Here is a 17,336-nt window from a genome sequence, read left to right as displayed (position 1 = left end):
TCCGGAAGCTTTCGAGACATGCAACGCCTGGCCCAGGACCGTTTGGTGCCCTGGGCCTAGCACAGCGGTGCTGGACCGCTCCGCGTTCCTGCTTCATTCCTGAAGCGGGAGCTCGATATCTATCATGAGACCGTTTCCGCCGAATTCGCGGGCGATCGTGCCCTGGAGTTCGCGCGTGATGTTCATGTCGATCAGCCGGGTGCCGAAGCCTGTTCGTGACGGCTCGGGAACAGCGGACTGACCGCTTTCCATCCATTTGAGCACCAGATTGGGCTTACCGTTGGCGCGTGTGATCGCCCATTCGACGCTAAGCGCGCCATTCTCGCTTCCGGCCTCGCCGTATTTCAGCGCGTTGGTCGCCAGCTCGTGAAAGGTGAGCCCTAGCGCCTGGGTCGTATGCTCGTTGAGCTCGACCGGCGGCCCGGACAGCCGCACCCTGTCGATGTTCTGCCCAAACACCTGCTCCAGCTCCGTGCGAAGCAAGCTGCCGAGGTCGGCCTTCTGCCATTGCGATCGCGTCAGCATGTCCTGCGAGGCGGCCATCGCCTGGAGCCGCGCGCTGAACGAAGCCGTGAACTCCTCGATCGATTTCGAGCTTGTGCCGGTCTGCCGGGCAATCGCCAGCACCCTCGCAATGGAGTTCTTGATGCGATGCTTCATCTCTTGGAGAATCAGCTCGCGCTCGAGCAGGGCTTTTTCGGAGGTCATTCTCAGCGCCGCCTCGGTTTCGGCAGCCTGGTTCTGCAACCTGACCACCAGGGCAACCGCGGCCGCGAGCAGCAGTCCGCCAATGCCGATCAGGATTGGCGTGGCCGAGGAGGTGGGCGCTGTGAATGCCGATGTCGGCCGAAACTGGAGGTACCAGGTCCGCCCGGCCACCTTGGCCTGCCGCGTGACGGTAATGACATTGCCTAGAACTTCGTCCGGCTTGCCCTCCGAGCGGAAAAGAAGCTTCTCCGGGTCGATCGCGCCGTCATAGATCTCCACATTGACCGGCAGAAGGGGCGCCCTACCGAGCGCTGCGTTGAAGAGATCCTCGACGCGGAAGGCAACGAAAAGCAGGCCGATGGGCTCCGGCGGCGGCTCTGCACCCTCGCGGTGCACCGGGGCGTCGGCAAGCGGCGCAAAGACGATGAAGCCAGGATAGGTTCTTTCGTCGCCAGTGGCTTGTCCGAGTAGCAGGCGCCCGCTCGCGACAGGCTGCCCCGTCCTGAGCGCGCTCTCTATAGCGGCGCGGCGGATGGGCTCGCTGAACATATCGTAGCCTATGCCGGCGGCGTTCTCCGGGTCGAGCGGCTCGAAAAGTATGATCGGCGCGCGCCAGTCCTGATCCGTTGCCGGGAAGACCCGTCGCTCCATCCCCTGCGCCTTCACGATGTCACGTTGGGCATCCTCCTCGTTGCCGGTGCGGATCATGCGCAGATAGCCGATGCCGCGCAGCCCCTTGAAATTCTGATCAACATTCAGTGCATCGAAAAATTGCTTGAACTGGACGCGCGACATATCGGCCCCACGCAGGCGCAGGAAGGCGCGCGTGGAGGTGAGCAGCGAGAGGTTGAGGTCCACCGTGCTCTCGATGCGGTTGAGCGCGTCGTCGGCCGACGCCTCGAATTTGAGCCGCGTGGCGTCCTGAACGCCGACATAGGCGAGCCAAGCCGTGACGAGGCTCGCACACGCCACGACGAGAAACACCGCGGCTGAGAACAGTCGCTTTGGAATCTCGTTACACCCGATCAGTTTTCAGAGCATTTGTGACCGGCAGCCGGCTGCAATGCAATCGAAAGCTGCCGCCCCGTGTACTGATCATATTAGACCAGCGTCAGATCGCCAAGTAGCTTTGGATTCCTTCTTGCCGCAGGTTCTCCCCGCAAAAGCGTCAGAGGCTTTTTGCGGAACATGCTCGCGCCTCACGCCGCGGCGGCCATTGCTCCCGGGCCGGGAATTGCACCGGGCGGGCATTTGCCGAGGATGATCATGCCGAGCACCTCGTCCTTGGTGACATCCTTGGTCCAGGCCGTGCCGACGACCTGGCCGTTTTTCATTACGCAGACGCGGTCGGCGAGGTCGAACACATCGTGGATATCGTGGCTGATCAGGAATATGCCGATGCCTTCGGATTTGAGCTGTCTGATCAGCTCGCCGACCTGCGCCGTCTCCTGCGGTCCCAAGGCTGCGGTCGGTTCGTCCATGATCAGGATGCGGGCATTGAACAGGATGGCCCGGGCGATGGCGACGGATTGCCGCTGTCCGCCGGAAAGCTTGACCACCGGGTCCTTGAAGCGCTGGAAGCGTGGGTTGAGGCGGCCCATCACCTTGCGAGCCTCCGCCTCCATCGCGACGTCGTCGAGCGTGCCCCAGGGCGTCCGCAACTCGCGGCCGAGGAAGAGGTTGGCGGCAGCGTCGACATTGTCGGCCAGGGCCAGCGTCTGATAGATCGTCTCGATGCCGTATTTCTTGGCATCCCGCGGGTTGGCGATCGATGCTTCCTCGCCATTGACGTAGATCGCGCCCGAATCGCGTTTGTAGGCGCCGGACAAGATTTTGATCAGCGTCGACTTGCCGGCTCCGTTATGGCCGAGCAGTGCGACGACTTCGCCCGGATGAAGGTCGACCGATGCGTCGTCGACGGCGCGGATACCGCCGAAGGCGATCGAGATGTTGTTCATTGCGACGAGCGGCGTGCGGGCATGTTGCATCCTCGTTCCTCCCGTCAGATGCGCTTGCGATACATCGTGTCGAGCCATACGGCGACGACCAGCACGAAGCCGACGACGATGTTCTGCAGCGGCGTATCCATGCCGAGCAGCACCATGCCGGACTGCAGCGACTGCATGAGCAGCGCACCGAGCATGGCGCCGGCGACGGTTCCGGCGCCACCCGCCAGCGACGTGCCGCCGATGACGGCAGCGGCGATCACGAGCAGCTCGTCCAGCGTGCCGAGGGCGTTGGTGGCGGCGTTGAGGCGCGAGATGCCGATGCAGGCGGCGATCGCTGCCAGCAAGCCCATCACCATGAATATTTTCATGATGGTCCAGCGCGTGTTGATGCCGGCGAGCTCTGCCGCTTCCGGGTTGCCGCCAATCGCGAATACATAGCGGCCGAAGCGCGTGCGCCTGGTGATGAAGGTCATGATCACGCCCGCTGCCGCTGCCATCAGCACGGGGATGGCGATACCGTGCGCGATGAAGAGCCCACCTTCGGGCACTGTGATGCCATGGGCCTCGGCATATCTGTTCACGATGCCGGCCGGCCAGGGGTAGGAATTCGCGATCCAGACTGCTCCCAGGATCGCGCCGCAGGCAACGGCTGCGAGGAAGGCCTCGGCCCAGACCGGCCGCAGCGGAAACTTGAAGCGTTTGCGCTGGCGCCGGCCGTTCAAAAGGGCCAGCACCACCGCGACGCAGGCGACGACGCCGACCCACCAGCTCCAGTTCGCTCCGATGGCCCCTTCGGGGCCGCCGCCCATCAGCTTGAAAGTGGCGTCCATCGGCGCGACGGTGCGTCCGTTCGTCACCAGCCAGGCGGCCCCGCGCCAGACGAGCAGGCCACCCAGCGTGACGATGAAGGCGGGGATCGAGAGATAGGCGATCAGGAAACCCTGCAGCGCGCCGATCAGCAGCCCGAGCACGAGCCCGACGATCAGCGCGATTATCCATATCGAGGGCTCGCCGAGCCTGAAACCAAGGAGCTGAGGGAGCAATTCGGCCTGCGTGACGCCGACGATCATGCCGATGAAACCTTGCACCGAGCCGACCGACAGGTCGATATTGCGCGTGACGATGACGAGCACCATGCCGGTTGCCATGATTGCCACCGACGAGGTCTGCACGGACAGATTCCAGAGGTTGCGAAAACTAAGGAACGTGCGACTGTCGAAAGCGAGCGGGCTCACTCCAAGGCGCCAGCTCGACACGATCTGCAACCCGGCCCAGATGATGATCAGCGCGCCGATCATGCCGAGCATGCGGGTATCGAGCTCGGTTGCCTGCAGGAAACGACCGACGGGGCCGACCTCCGATGCTCTGGCGCGGTCGACAGGCGCAGTCGAGGTCGTATCCGTCATGATGTTCCTCCCCGCCAGTAGCCATCTTCCGCGGCTGCCAGGCCTCTTATGCTAGCTTCTTTCCACGATGGTTTGAAGCGACGGAAACCGCCTTGACAAACGCCGCGGCGTCTTGCGAGCCGCGGCGTCCATCAGTTCGAGGGCTCAGGCCGTATCAGTTGCAGACGGCGACCTTGCCGGCCGGCACGCCAGCGCAAACCTCTTCCTTCTTGATCCAGCCCGCATCGACCACGACGTTGAGATTGTCCTTGGTGATCGCGATGGGCGTCAGGAACACTGACTTGGTGACGTTGCCACCCGGCGTCTTGAATTCGACGACATTCGGGATGTCGGTGAACTTCTTGCCGTCCGCCAAGTCGGACGCAATCTCGCCGGCCTTCTTGCCGAGCTCGCGCGCATCCTTCCAAACCGAGACCGTCTGTGTCCCGAGGGCGACACGGTTGAGCGCCGCCTTATCGCCGTCCTGGCCTGAGACCGGAACCGAGCCCGCAAGGCCCTGCGCGTCGAGCGCGGCGATCGCGCCGCCAGCAGTGCCGTCATTCGAGGCAACAACCGCGTCGACCTTGTTGTCGTTGGCGGTCAAAATCTGCTCCATGTTCTTCTGCGCGTTCGCGGGCAGCCAGCCGTCGGTATAGGCCTCGCCGACATTCTTGATCTTGCCGGAATCGATCGCCTCCTTCAGCACTTCCATCTGGCCGGAGAACAGGAAGTCCGCATTCGGGTCTGCGGAGGAGCCCTTGATGAAGGCATAATTGCCTTCCGGCTTCACCTTGAACACCTCGCGGGCCTGCAAGCGGCCGACCTCCTTGTTGTCGAAGGTCAGGTAGAAGACCTCCTTGTTCTCGATCAGGCGGTCATAGCCGAGGACCGGGATGCCTTCGGCGAGCGCCTTTTCGACCGCCGGGCCGATTGCCGAAGCATCCTGTGAGAGAATGATCAGGGCATTGGCACCCTGGCTGATCAGGCTCTCGACGTCTGTCAGCTGCTTGGAGGCGGACGATTGTGCGTCTGCCGAGATGTATTTGTTGCCGGCAGCCTCGACTGCGGCCTTGATCGCAGCTTCGTCGGTCTTCCAGCGCTCTTCCTGGAAGTTCGACCAGGACACACCGATCACCTTGTCTTTCGCATCGGCGACTGTTGCCAGCGACAACGACAGCGCGACCCCCGCCAGCATGGCGGCAGCAAACTGCTTCATGATTTCCTCCCTCGCGCGCGGTTCGCGCGCTTTCCCTGCATCGGTAACGAGACTTTTTTCGAGCCTCGAAAAAAAGAATGACTCACGCCCCGCCCCGTGTCAATATGGTTTGGCGGAGCGTCGAAGGCCCGGATATGACAACGGGCTGTCGACCACGCGAGGGAGGAAGAATGCGATGACGGTAGGGATCCGTCACGACGATCTCAGGCGTCGCAACCGCGCCATGGTGATATTGGCGGTCCGCCACGCCGGCCAGGCGTCGCGCACCGAGATCGCAGCGACCACGGCGCTCAGCCATTCGACGATCTCCGCCATCTCTTCGGACCTGATCGGTGAGGGTGTCCTTGCCGAGGTGAAGGGCGGGGAGGGCGGTGCAATGAAGCGTGGCCGGCCGCAAGTGGCAATCTCGCTCAATCCCAGTGCAGCCTCAGTCTGCGTCGTCGTCCTTTCGCTCAACTCGCTGATTGCGACTGTCGTGGATTATGCGGGCTGCTCGGTTGCAGAGGAATCGCTCAGACTGCCGACGCTCAGCATGCCGCGCGACGAGCTGATCGGCCAGACAGTGGGGACTGTCGTCCGGCTGATCGAGAAACATTCGGCAAAAGCCGGGCCGGTGATGCGCATCATTCTGGCGATCCAGGGCATCACCGATTCCGAAAGCCGGACCTTGATGTGGTCGCCGATCACGCCGGAGAGCGACATCTGCTTCGCCGACCTGCTCGAACAGGCGACCGGGATACCTGCAACGGTCGAGAACGACTGCAACATGATAGCGCTGGCGCTGCGCTCGCACGATCCCGAACGCTACCGCAACGATTTCATCGCCATCCTGCTCTCGCACGGCATCGGCATGGGCATGGTGCTACGAGGCGAAGTCTTCACCGGCACGCAATCCTCCGGGGGCGAATTCGGCCACATGATTCACCGTCCGGACGGTGCTCTCTGCCGCTGCGGCCGGCGCGGTTGCGTCGAGGCATATGCCGGCAATTACGCCATCCTGCGCAACGCCGAAGGCTTGGCCGAGGATACGCCTCCGGTGGCCGATGTCGGCGACGGCGACATCGCCGCGCTCGCGGACAAGGCACGCCGCAGCCCCGGCCCCGAGCGCGAGGCGTTCCGCAAGGCGGGGGAAGCGCTGGGCTTCAGTCTCGGCAGCCTGTTTGCGCTGCTCGACCCGGCGCCGGTCGCCATGGTCGGCCACGGATCGCTTGCCTTCGACCTGTTGGAGGGGCCAATCCGGGAGGCGATCGCCAAGACGGCGGGCGGCCAGCATTCGAAGGCGATATCATTCGCCACCGAGCCGAACGAGATCCCGCTGATCAGGGAAGGCTGCGCCATCCGCGCGCTCACCTTTCTCGATGAGCATGTCTTCGCGGCCGGCATGGTGAATCTCGGCGCGCGAAAGAACGCCGGGTGAGGGTGCATTCCCAGCTATTCGGCCAGCATGCGCTGCCAATTCAAGGCAGGCCAGACGACTAGCGGGGACGAAGGGGGAGCGGATGCATGGGCTTGGGAGAATCGTAGCGCTGGCGCTGCTGGCCGCATGGGCGTGGTGCGGCCCTTGGGGAGCAGAGATTGGACAATCGGCAAGGCCAGAGCCGGAACAGGTTCTTCACGCCTGGTACGGGCTGGTGCTGGAATTGGTACGGCACACGCCGACCTATTCGCCGCCCGTTGCCGCCCGAGCCTTTGCTTATCTCGGCGTGACTGCGTTCGAGGCGGCCGCCTCCGGCTCGGGCAAGCTCCGATCGCTCGCTGGCCAGCTTAACGGATTGACCCCCGGTCCGCAGCGCGAGCCTGGCCACGCCTATGATGAGGCCGTGGTGGTCAATGCCGCGCTGACCGTCGCAGCACAGAATTTCTTCACCCATACCGGTCCGACCGGACAGCGGGCGCTCACCGCGATGGCGAAGAGGACCAGCGCCAAGGTCTCGACGGGCATCCCCGACGATGTCGCCGCCCGCAGCGAGGCCTATGGCAGGGCGGTTGCCGCGCATATCCTGGCCTGGTCGCAAGGTGATGGCGGCGCGGACATCGAGAACATGGGCTTCCCGCTGGAGTACCAGCTCAATCCAGGTCCCGGCCACTGGGTGCCGACCAGCACGATTGCGCAACAACAGCTCCCGCTCCTGCCCAAGTGGGGCAGTAACCGCACCTTCGCGATGCCCGACGGCGCCGCCTGTTCGCTGCCGCCGCCGCTCGCCTACAGCGAAGTCCCGGATTCAGCTTTCTACAAGGAAGCGATGGAGGTCTATCAGACCGTCAACAGCTTGACGCCGGAGCAGCGCGCCATCGCGCGCTTCTGGTCGGACGACCCGATGCTGTCGCCCACGCCGCCCGGTCATTGGATCTCGATCGCGCTCGAGGTGCTCGAGCGTGAACAGGCCGGGCTCGACAGAAGCGTCGATACGCTGGCGCGCGTTGGCGTGGCGATGGCGGATGCCTTCATCGGCTGCTGGAACGCCAAGTATGAATACGACCTCGTGCGGCCGGTCACCTACATCAAGCGCCTCATCGACAAGAAATGGGAGGCGCTGCTGATCACGCCGCCATTTCCCGAATATCCCTCCGGCCACAGCACGCAATCGGGTGCTGCGGCCGTGGTGCTCGCAAAGCTCTTCGGCGACAGCTACGCGTTCGAGGACCATACCCACGAGGCAGACGGGCTGATCCCGCGCTCCTATCCCAGTTTCTGGGCAGCGGCAGAGGAGGCCGGCATCTCCCGGCTCTATGGCGGCATCCATTTCCGCACTGCGATCGAGCGTGGCCTCGAGCAAGGCAAGTGCGTGGGCGCTTATGTCAACGCCTTGCAGACAAGGAAGTAGGCCGATGCGAGCCTCCTCTCTATGTCGAATACTCCTCGCCTTCGGTGCTACCGGCGCGGTGCCTTCGCACGCTGCAAACAATGCCGTCGCTGTCCCGTCCTTTCTGGAGGAAACCGCGACCTCGGGCCTCGACAGCGTCTATGCCGGCGACTGGCAATACATCGTCGGCGGAGGAGTCGCGACCTTCGACTGCAGCGGCGACGGCTATCCCGACATGCTGCTTGCCGGCGGCGAGGCGCCGGCCAAATTCTACAGGAACGTCAGCACGCGCGGTGGTGCGCTCAAGTTCGTTGCCCAGAAGAGCGGGCTCGAACTGGACAAGGTGACCGGCGCCTACCCGCTGGATGTCGACGGCGACGGCAATACGGATCTGGTGCTCTTGCGTGTCGGCGAGAATGTCGTGATGCGCGGGCTCGGCGGCTGCCGCTTCGAACGCGCCAACGAGCTCTGGGGCTTCGACGGAGGCGACGCCTGGTCGACCGCGCTTGCCGCCACATGGGAGCGCGGCGCCGACTGGCCGACGATAGCGATCGGCAATTATTTCAATCGCAACGAGGACTTGGCCCCATGGGGCACCTGCACGGACAATTGGCTGCATCGTCCGCTGACGGCCGACGGCAGGCCGCAGCGCAAATTCGCTCCGCCGGTCGCGCTCAAGCCAAGCTTCTGTCCACTCTCGATGCTGTTCACGGACTGGAACAGGTCCGGCCTGCCCAGCCTGCGCGTCTCCAATGACCGCGAATATTACAAGGGCGGCCAGGAACAGCTCTGGCGCCTGGAGCTTGGCAAGGAGCCGACGCTCTACACCGCGGCCGACGGCTGGAAGTTCCTGCGCATCTGGGGAATGGGGATCGCCAGCTACGATCTCGATTCGGACGGCTACCCGGAATATTTCCTGACCAGCATGGCGGACAACAAGCTGCAGACGCTGGCGAGCACCTCCCGAGGCACGCGCCTGGAGCCGTCTTATGCCGATGTCGCCTATGCAAAGGGTGTCACCGCTCACCGCCCCTATGTCGGCGGCGATTGGCATCCGAGCACCGCCTGGCATGCCGAATTCCAGGACGTCAACAATGACGGCCTGGTCGACCTCTTCATTGCCAAGGGAAATGTTGCCGAGATGCCGGATTTCGCGGCGAAGGATCCCAACGACCTGCTGGTCCAGTTGCCGGACGGCAAATTCGAGGAGGTTGGCGACAAGGCGGGCGTTGCCAGCATGGCGGTTTCCCGCGGCGCCGCGCTCGCCGATTTCAACCTGGACGGACTGCCCGACCTGGTGGTCGTCAATCGCAATTCGCCGGCGCAGTTGTGGCGCAACGTCAGCGCCGATGCTGGAGGCTGGATCGAGGTCAGGCTCGAGCAGGCGGGGGCGAACCGCGACGCGATCGGCGCATGGATCGAGGTGAGGTGCGGTGACAGCAAGGTGATGCGCCGCGAGATAAGCGTGGGTGGCGGCCATGCGAGCGGTGAGCTCGGCTGGCGCCACTTCGGGCTGGGCGACGCCGGCAAGGCCGAAATTCGCGTGATCTGGCCGGACGGAACGACGAGCGGCTGGCAATCCGTCGAAGGCGCCAGCTTCTATGTGCTCAGGCAAGGCAAGCCGGCGCAGGCGTGGACGCCGAAGTAGCGCATCGGAAGACAATTTAATCGGCGGGCGTACCGTCCTCCGGAGAACATTGTCCGAGGCTCCCGAAGCCATCTAACCGCACATCACCTCCAGTGTTGGAAAGCTGGCCTTAAGCACAGCAATTTTGTCCGCCGCCTCAGACTTGGCAGCACTGGCAAATCAAATTAAGTATTTTTCGCGAAAATCACTTTCGCGAAGCAAATCGGCCTTTGTGGCTTCAGCGGTCGGAGCGTTGCTGCGGGGTCTAAGGGAGGGCGCCGCCATGCGCACAGGGGCTCGCGACTCCGGTTCTCAAACTGGCGTGTTTTCGAGCCTGCAATCGAAGCGTCCGGTGCTTCGCGCCGGCGTGAGCCTGCTCGCCCTTGGCCTCTGTGGCATCACTTCTGCTGCTTTCGCTGCTGACTGCTCGCCCAGCAACATTCCCGCTTGCAGTGCGCCCTCAGGTGTTGGGGCAAGGCCGACCCGGAACACTGCGGGCGGTGCAGGGAATGGCAATGGCGGCAACGCCGGCGATGTCGGTCCTGTCGAAATCACAGAAACGCCGGGAAATCCGTCCAGCAACGGCAATGGCGGAGATGGCGCGACTGGCGGCGATTCCGGCGGCAGTACTGCCGCCGGAGGTGCTGGCGGCGCGGTGGGGGCAACCGGGTCCGCGGGCGTCAATGCTTCGGTGACCGGAGGTGACGGCGAAGACGGCGATGGAAACATACCCACCGCCCGCATGGGCGGCGGCGGCGGGGGTGGTGGTGCCGGCGTCTATATAAACGATGCGGCTTCCACACCCTCCGTTGGCGTCGGCACGGTGATCAAGGGCGGCAAGGGCGGCAACGGCGGCAATTCCGGTGATCCTGCCGCAGACGCAGGCGGTGGCGGCGGCGGCGGCTCCGGCATCATCGTGGACGCCACGACTGTGAGCATCAAGAATGGCGGTCAGGTCATAGGCGGCGCTGGCGGCAATGGCGGAAGCGCAGGCTTTGCCGGCAATGGCGGCGGCGGCGGTGACGGTGTTCTCGTCATCGGTTCGGGCGCTACCATCGACAATCTGGCGGGCGGGCAGATCCTCGGCGGAAAGGGCGGCAATCCGGGAACGCCCGAGCTTCCGAATGGAGGCAATGCCGCAACCAGCGGCGGGGGTGGAGCCGGCGTAAATCTGGTCAGCACTGGAACGCTGACGAATTTCGGCACAATAGCAGGCGGCGCCACCGATGGCGCCATATTGTCCACGGACAGTGGTCTCGGGGCGGCAGCTCCGGGGCCAGGCGGAGCTGGTGTGATCGCCTGGAGCGGGGGCCTCGTGACCAATGGCGGCACGATCGTCGGCGGCCGAAGCGGCGGCGTCAGCGCCGCGGGCGCTGGTATCGTGGGTACCCACCTCACCATCAATAATGCCGCCGTGATCACCGGCGGCCAGAACAGCGGCGCCGGCACTGGCGGTGCCGGCATCATCGGCGACAACCTGATCATCCAGAACGCAGGCCAGATCAGCGGCGGCCTGGGTGGTGGCGGCGGGCGCGCCAACGCCATCACATTCACCGGGGGCACCAACCGCCTGGAGCTGCAGCCTGGCTACGGCATCACCGGCAACGTGGTCGCAAGCGGCACCAGCACATTGGCGCTCACTGGTTCGTCTCTTTCTGCAACCTTCGATGCGTCGCAGCTCGGAAGCCAATATCAGGGCTTCACAGCCCTCGAGAAGAATGGTTCCGGCAAATGGACCCTGACCAACCAGACAAGCGCTCTTACGCCTTGGACGATCGCTACCGGGGTGCTCAGCATTTCCTCCGACGCTTCCCTCGGGGATTCTGCCGGCGCGCTGACCTTTGCTCCGAGCGGCACCATTCCCGTGCTGGAAATGACCGGAACGGGCGCCAGCAATCGGACAATTCAATTGACCGGCCCGGGCGGCATAGCTGCCGCGACGGGCCAGACATTCACGGTGAATGGGCTGGTCACTGGCACCGGGGAATTGGCGATAAACAACCTCACCGGTGACGAGGGCAAGGTGGTGCTCGGCAACGCCGCGAACAACTATTCCGGCGGAACCAGGATTGTCGGCGGCACGCTTGCGATCTCCAGCGATGGAAACCTGGGGGCCGCGGCTGGGCTCGTGAGGCTCGTGGACGGCACGCTGGAAACGACGGCCAATGTCAGTTTGAATGCTCAGCGTGAGATTAGAATCGTAAACGGTGACAGCACCTTCCAGGTCGACCCCTTGACCCAGCTCACCGTGGACGGGCTGGTTTCGGGCTCCGGGCACATCGCCAAGACGGGGACGGGCACGCTGGTGCTGAACGGCGCCAATAGCTACAGCGGCACCACGACGGTGTCGGCCGGCACGTTGATCGTCGGGGACGATACCCATCCCGGCGCCACGCTCACCGGCGGCGTGACGGTCGAGAGCGGTGCGACGCTCGGCGGGCACGGGTCGGTGGGGACGACGACGGTTTCGGGCGGCACATTGGCGCCGGGCGCATCGCTCGGCACCCTGACGGTCAATGGCGACCTGACGATCGGCGACGGCAGCAGCCTGGATTTCGAATTCGGCGCTCCGGGCCCGAATTTCAGCACGCCCGGCCAGAGCGACCGGATCGTGGTCACCGGCGGGCTGACCATCGGCCATTCGACGCTCAACGTCACGGACATGGGCAGCATGGGCCCGGGCATATACAATCTGTTCAAGTGGGGCGGCTCGCTCAGCATCAACAATGGCGGCTTCGCACCGCCTGCAGGCATGTCCCTGCAGATCCTCACGGCCGACAAACAGATCAACCTGATCAATACGCAGTCGCTGACGCTCAACCTATGGAATGCCAACGGGCAGGCAAGCGCCGGCCATATGGGCGGCGGCACCGGCACCTGGAGCGTCTTTTCCAACACCTGGGCCGATACCACCGGCCAATTCGTCGGCCCGATGGCGCCGCAGCCGGGCTTTGCGATTTTCGGCGGAGAGGCAGGTGCGGTTTACGTCGACGATGGCGACGGCGCCGTTTCCGCGACCGGCATGCAGTTCATGACCGACGGCTATCGGCTGACGGGCGATACTGTCAGCCTCGTCGGGACGGGCGGCACGGCGCCGGTCATCCGCGTCAGTGGCGGCGCGACCGCAACGATCGAGAGCGTGATCGACGGCGTCAACGGGTTCAACAAGACCGACGCCGGAACCCTGGTGCTCAGTGCGCAGAACCTCTATTCCGGCAATACCGTGCTCAGCGGCGGGGAGCTTTCGGTATCATCGGACGGCAATCTCGGCCAGCTTGCGAACGCGCTGCAGTTTGAAGGCGGCACGCTGCAGGTCACCGGCAACGGCTTCCACCAGACTGACCGCACAGTCATCTGGGGCAATCCGGGCGGCGGCTTCGATATCGCAGATGCATCCAACACCTTCACCGTGGCGCAGGCCCTGACGGGTTCCGGCGGCCTGCTGAAGATCGGTGCCGGTACGCTGACGCTTTCCGGCAACAACAACTACTCAGGCGGCACGACGGTCGGGCACGGTACCCTGCAACTCGGGGACGGCGCCCACAAGGCAGCGATCGTGGGATCGGTGACGGTCCGCAACGACGGCACTTTCCGGATTTCGAACGCCGACACGTCGGCAATCACGACCATCTCCAACAACGATGCGGGTACCGTGGTTTTCGCAGGCGCAAGCAGCGCCTCCGATATCCACATCATCAATGGCCCGGCGTCCGCCGTCCTGTTTGTCGATGACAGCGATGCCGGGCACGCCACGATCGATAACAATGGTGTCGATCCGAGTGCGGGAAACGGGACCGGATTTTACGATCACAGCACGGCCGGCCATGCCACGATCACCGCGCAGAACGCGCTGGTCGATTTTAGCGGCGACAGCAGTGCCGGAAACGCGACGATCATCATCGGCAATGGCGGCAGAGCGAGGATATTCGGGAATGCCTCGGGCGGTGCGGCCCATTTTGCGATCAATGCCGGAGGAACATTCGACATCTCAGGCTTGGCAGTAGCGGGAACAAGCGTCGGATCGATCGAGGGTGCCGGCGGCCTGTTCCTGGGCAGCAAGAGGCTGGAAGTCGGCGGCGACAACAGTTCGAGCGAAGTCAGTGGAGTGATCTCCGATGGCGGATTCGCAGGCGGCAAGGGAGGCTCGCTGGTGAAGTCCGGTTCGGGCATGCTGACGCTGACAGGGGCCAACACTTATAGCGGCGGCACGACGGTAAGCGGCGGCACGCTTGTGGGCTCCGTAGCAAGCTTCGGCTCGGGAGCGATCCTCGATAATGCCGCACTGGTGCTGGACCAGGCCGCAAATGCTGCTTTTGGCAATGACATTTCCGGATCGGGCACGCTGACGAAGGCTGGCGCCGGCATTCTTGCCTATGACGGCAATGGCTCCGGTTTCATTGGCACCACGACCATATCTGCCGGTGCGCTGATCGTCGGCTCGGATGAAGCGCATAAGACTGCAGTGCTCGGCGGTTCGATGAATGTGTTGTCGGGTACCATGCTTGGCGGCCATGGCACCGTGGGGTCGAACGCCGCCTCCGTGGTCACGGTCGAGAACGGCGCCACGATCGCACCGGGCAATTCCATCGGCACGCTCACCATCAAAGGCGATCTAGCCTTGGCCGCCGGCTCACGTCTCGAGGTGGAAGTCGATCCCGCCGGCGCTGCAGCCGATCTGGTACACGTCACCGGCACAGCCACCGTCCATGGCGGCTCGGTCGCACATATCGGTGCGGTCGGCAGCTACAGGCCCTCTTCGACCTATGCGATTCTCACAGCCGATGGCGGCCTGTCGGGCAGGTTCGACAGTGTGGTCTCCGAGTTTGCCTTCCTGGACCCGACGCTGCTCTACGACGCCAGGAATGTCTTCCTGAAGCTGAACCGCAACGATGTCGCTTTTGCCGACAAGGCGCTGACTCGCAACCAGAAGGCCGCGGCCGGCAGCCTCGATACGTTCGATCCCGCCAATCCGCTTTATGGGGCAATCGTCACCTTCGCCGAAGACGATGCCATGATCCGCGATTCCTTCGATCAGCTGACGGGAGAAGTACATGCCTCGGTCAAGGGCACGCTGATCGAGGACAGTGCACTGCTGCGCGATGCCGTCAACGACCGTATCCGCTCGGCCTTCGGCACCGTGGCGGCCACCAACGTGCCTGTCCTGGCCTATGGCGCAGAGGGCGGCGCCACCCCGGCCATCGCGGCAGCGCTGGCGCCTGCCGACGCCGGCCGGCTGGCGGCCTGGGGTACCGCCTTCGGTGCCTGGGGCGATCGGGACGGTGACGGCAATGCGGCCGAGATATCGTCGGCGACCGGTGGCTTTCTGACCGGCATCGATGCCCCACTCTCCGATACCATCCGGCTGGGCGTGGTAACAGGCTTCAGCCACACCACCTTCGGGGTCGACGAACGCGCCTCTTCCGGCGACAGCACCAATTGGCATTTCGGCCTCTATGGTGGCGGGCAATGGGAAGGCGTGATGGGCGGCGCCTTGGGTTTCAGGGCAGGGGTTGCCTATAGCTGGCACGACATCTCGACCGTCCGCTCGGTCGCCTTCGCCGGCTTTGCCGACAGGCTATCGTCCGACTACGACGCCGGCACCGCACAGGCATTCGGCGAGCTCGCCTATGACATCAAGGCCGGCAGCATCGGGCTGGAGCCCTTTGCCAACCTGGCCTATGTCAGTCTGCATACCGATGGCTTTACGGAAACGGGCGGTGCCGCGGCTCTCGCCAGCCGGTCCTCGAACACCGATGACACATTCACGACAGTCGGTTTGCGCGCCTCCGCCGACTTCAGCCTCGGCTCCGTGACGGCCACTGCGCGCGGCATGCTCGGCTGGCGCCATGCCTTTGGCGATGTGACGCCCGAGGCCAGCCTTGCCTTCAGCGGCTCCGCCCCCTTCACCATCGCCGGGACTCCGATCGCCGAGGACGCCGCCATCCTCCAGGCAGGTCTCGACCTCAACCTCTCCTCCAAAGCAACGCTCGGCCTGGCTTACCAGGGCCAGCTCGCGTCAAAGGCCCAGCAGAACGGGTTCCGTGCGAGCTTGGAGGTGAGGTTCTAGAGCAGAGCGTTCTGTTTTTGAGTTGGCGCTGCCCCTCACCCTTACCCTCTCCCCGTTTTTCACGGGGAGAGGGTGAGGGTGAGGGGCAGCGCCTGCCTCAAGCGAATAGCAGAACGCGCTAAAGACAGGGGCAAGGATCAGGGGAGCACTCCCCGTCAGTTCTCGCGTATCGCGTAGCCGGCGCCGCGAATCGTGCGGATGACGTCGGGCATGCGGCCGTTATTCACCGCCTTACGCAGCCTGCCGACATGCACGTCCACCGTGCGCTCGTCGATATAGATTGTCTCGCCCCAGACATTGTCGAGGAGCTGGCTGCGCGAGAAGACCCGGCCCGGATGCTGCATCATGAATTCGAGCAGCCGGAACTCGGTCGGCCCGAGCTTGATCTCGCTCTTCTTGCGATAGACGCGGTGCGCCTCGCGGTCGAGCACGATGTCGCCGACCTTGAGCACGCTGGAAAGCACTTCCGGCTTGGCGCGCCGCAAGAGCGCCCGCACGCGGGCGATGAACTCCGGCGTCGAGAACGGCTTGACCAGATAGTCGTCGGCACCCGTAGAGAGGCCGCGCACCCGGTCGCTCTCCTCGCCACGCGCGGTGAGCATGATGATCGGCAGCCGCTCGGTCTCGGGACGCATGCGCAGGCGCCGGCAAAGCTCGATCCCCGATACGGCCGGCAGCATCCAGTCTAGCACGAGAAGATCGGGCACATTCTCCTGCAGCCGGATTTCAGCCTCGTCGCCGCGGCTGATGATCTCGACCTGATAGCCTTCAGCCTCGAGGTTGTATTTGAGGAGGACGCAGAGCGGCTCCTCGTCCTCCACGACCATGATCTTGGGTGCGATCATCCGGTGTGCCTCGAAGTGATACGTTATTCGGTAAGCGCAGCCACGGACATCTCGTCAGACTTCGGCCGGTAGGGCGGAAGCTGCGTGCCGGTGATGACGTAATAAGCGTTCTCGGCGATATTGGTCACGTGATCGCCGATACGCTCCAGGTTCTTCGCGCAAAAGAGCAGATGGGTGCAGGCGCTGATATTGCGCGGATCTTCCATCATATAGGTGAGGAGCTCGCGGAAGACGGCTGTATATTTGATATCGACCTTCTCGTCGTCCGCCCTGAGCGTGCTCAGTCCCTCCGCATCGCGACCCACATAGGCACTGACGACGCCGTAGACCTGGCTCAGCACCAGCGAGGACATATTCTCGATCGTCTGCGCGAGCGCCTTCGGCGTCGCCGTCTCGCCGACCGCGCCGACGCGCTTGGCGATGTTCTTGGCAAGATCGCCGATCCGCTCGAGATCGGCCGCCATGCGGATCGCGCCGACGACCGAGCGCAGGTCCTGCGCCATCGGTTGGCGCCTGGCGATCAGCGTGATCGCACGCTCGTCGAGCTCGCGCTGCTTGGCGTCCATGATCGCATCGTCGGAGATGACGCGCTGTGCCAGTGCGCTGTCGGACTGGAGCAGCGCGGTTGTCGAGGACGACACCATCGACCCGGAAAGATCGCCCATATCGCGGATCAGCCGGTCAATCTGTGCGAGATCCTCGTCGAAGGAGGCAACCGTATGTTCAACCATGACC

10 protein-coding genes are annotated in these 17,336 nt (G+C 64.1%); 4 read left to right on the top strand and 6 right to left on the bottom strand.

Annotation, left to right across the window (positions count from 1 at the left end; all coding sequences use genetic code 11):
- Positions 1-93: 93 nt before the first annotated feature.
- The 4 genes from SAZ10_RS09725 to xylF form a co-directional block, all read right to left on the bottom strand.
- Positions 94-1,680, bottom strand: coding sequence for a CHASE domain-containing protein (locus SAZ10_RS09725; protein WP_318608999.1), 1,587 nt, complete (start codon positions 1,678-1,680; stop codon positions 94-96).
- A 227-nt stretch (positions 1,681-1,907) separates the two neighbouring features.
- Complete coding sequence (locus tag SAZ10_RS09720; RefSeq protein ID WP_318608998.1) at positions 1,908-2,696, bottom strand: ATP-binding cassette domain-containing protein; 789 nt, start codon at positions 2,694-2,696, stop codon at positions 1,908-1,910.
- Positions 2,697-2,710: 14 nt separating this feature from the next.
- Positions 2,711-4,063, bottom strand: a complete 1,353-nt coding sequence (locus SAZ10_RS09715; RefSeq protein ID WP_318608997.1) for a sugar ABC transporter permease — start codon at positions 4,061-4,063, stop codon at positions 2,711-2,713.
- A gap of 154 nt (positions 4,064-4,217) precedes the next feature.
- Positions 4,218-5,258, bottom strand: coding sequence for a D-xylose ABC transporter substrate-binding protein (gene xylF / locus SAZ10_RS09710; RefSeq protein ID WP_318608996.1), 1,041 nt, complete (start codon positions 5,256-5,258; stop codon positions 4,218-4,220).
- Positions 5,259-5,433: 175 nt separating this feature from the next.
- On the opposite strand from xylF, the gene SAZ10_RS09705 reads away from it, so the two are divergent.
- From SAZ10_RS09705 to SAZ10_RS09690, 4 genes are all read left to right on the top strand, one after another.
- Positions 5,434-6,675, top strand: a complete 1,242-nt coding sequence (locus SAZ10_RS09705) for an ROK family protein (protein ID WP_318608995.1) — start codon at positions 5,434-5,436, stop codon at positions 6,673-6,675.
- Between the two features lie 82 nt (positions 6,676-6,757).
- Complete coding sequence (locus tag SAZ10_RS09700) at positions 6,758-8,083, top strand: vanadium-dependent haloperoxidase (protein ID WP_318608994.1); 1,326 nt, start codon at positions 6,758-6,760, stop codon at positions 8,081-8,083.
- Between the two features lie 4 nt (positions 8,084-8,087).
- Positions 8,088-9,710, top strand: a complete 1,623-nt coding sequence (locus tag SAZ10_RS09695; RefSeq protein WP_318608993.1) for a CRTAC1 family protein — start codon at positions 8,088-8,090, stop codon at positions 9,708-9,710.
- 262 nt (positions 9,711-9,972) lie between these two features.
- On the top strand, positions 9,973-15,756 hold the full coding sequence (locus SAZ10_RS09690; RefSeq protein ID WP_318608992.1) for an autotransporter domain-containing protein: 5,784 nt from the start codon (positions 9,973-9,975) through the stop codon (positions 15,754-15,756).
- 155 nt (positions 15,757-15,911) lie between these two features.
- Here SAZ10_RS09690 and phoB read toward each other — a convergent pair whose 3' ends face one another.
- Both phoB and phoU read right to left on the bottom strand, forming a co-directional pair.
- Positions 15,912-16,601, bottom strand: coding sequence for a phosphate regulon transcriptional regulator PhoB (phoB, locus tag SAZ10_RS09685; protein ID WP_318608991.1), 690 nt, complete (start codon positions 16,599-16,601; stop codon positions 15,912-15,914).
- Positions 16,602-16,624: 23 nt separating this feature from the next.
- Positions 16,625-17,332, bottom strand: coding sequence for a phosphate signaling complex protein PhoU (gene phoU / locus SAZ10_RS09680; RefSeq protein ID WP_318608990.1), 708 nt, complete (start codon positions 17,330-17,332; stop codon positions 16,625-16,627).
- Between the last annotated feature and the right edge of the window lie 4 nt (positions 17,333-17,336).

The organism is Mesorhizobium sp. BAC0120, assembly GCF_033542235.1.
GTDB lineage: Bacteria > Pseudomonadota > Alphaproteobacteria > Rhizobiales > Rhizobiaceae > JAWRCU01.
This window is presented reverse-complemented; position numbering and strand designations above follow the sequence as displayed.

Excerpts from the sequence above, each read along its gene's own strand:
- phoU (WP_318608990.1), bottom strand. The coding sequence starts at position 17,332 with ATGGTTGAACATACGGTTGCCTCCTTCGACGAGGATCTCGCACAGATT.
- SAZ10_RS09715 (WP_318608997.1), bottom strand. The coding sequence starts at position 4,063 with ATGACGGATACGACCTCGACTGCGCCTGTCGACCGCGCCAGAGCATCG.
- xylF (WP_318608996.1), bottom strand. The coding sequence starts at position 5,258 with ATGAAGCAGTTTGCTGCCGCCATGCTGGCGGGGGTCGCGCTGTCGTTG.
- SAZ10_RS09705 (WP_318608995.1), top strand. The coding sequence starts at position 5,434 with ATGACGGTAGGGATCCGTCACGACGATCTCAGGCGTCGCAACCGCGCC.
- SAZ10_RS09720 (WP_318608998.1), bottom strand. The coding sequence starts at position 2,696 with ATGCAACATGCCCGCACGCCGCTCGTCGCAATGAACAACATCTCGATC.
- SAZ10_RS09700 (WP_318608994.1), top strand. The coding sequence starts at position 6,758 with ATGCATGGGCTTGGGAGAATCGTAGCGCTGGCGCTGCTGGCCGCATGG.
- SAZ10_RS09690 (WP_318608992.1), top strand. The coding sequence starts at position 9,973 with ATGCGCACAGGGGCTCGCGACTCCGGTTCTCAAACTGGCGTGTTTTCG.
- phoB (WP_318608991.1), bottom strand. The coding sequence starts at position 16,601 with ATGATCGCACCCAAGATCATGGTCGTGGAGGACGAGGAGCCGCTCTGC.
- SAZ10_RS09695 (WP_318608993.1), top strand. The coding sequence starts at position 8,088 with ATGCGAGCCTCCTCTCTATGTCGAATACTCCTCGCCTTCGGTGCTACC.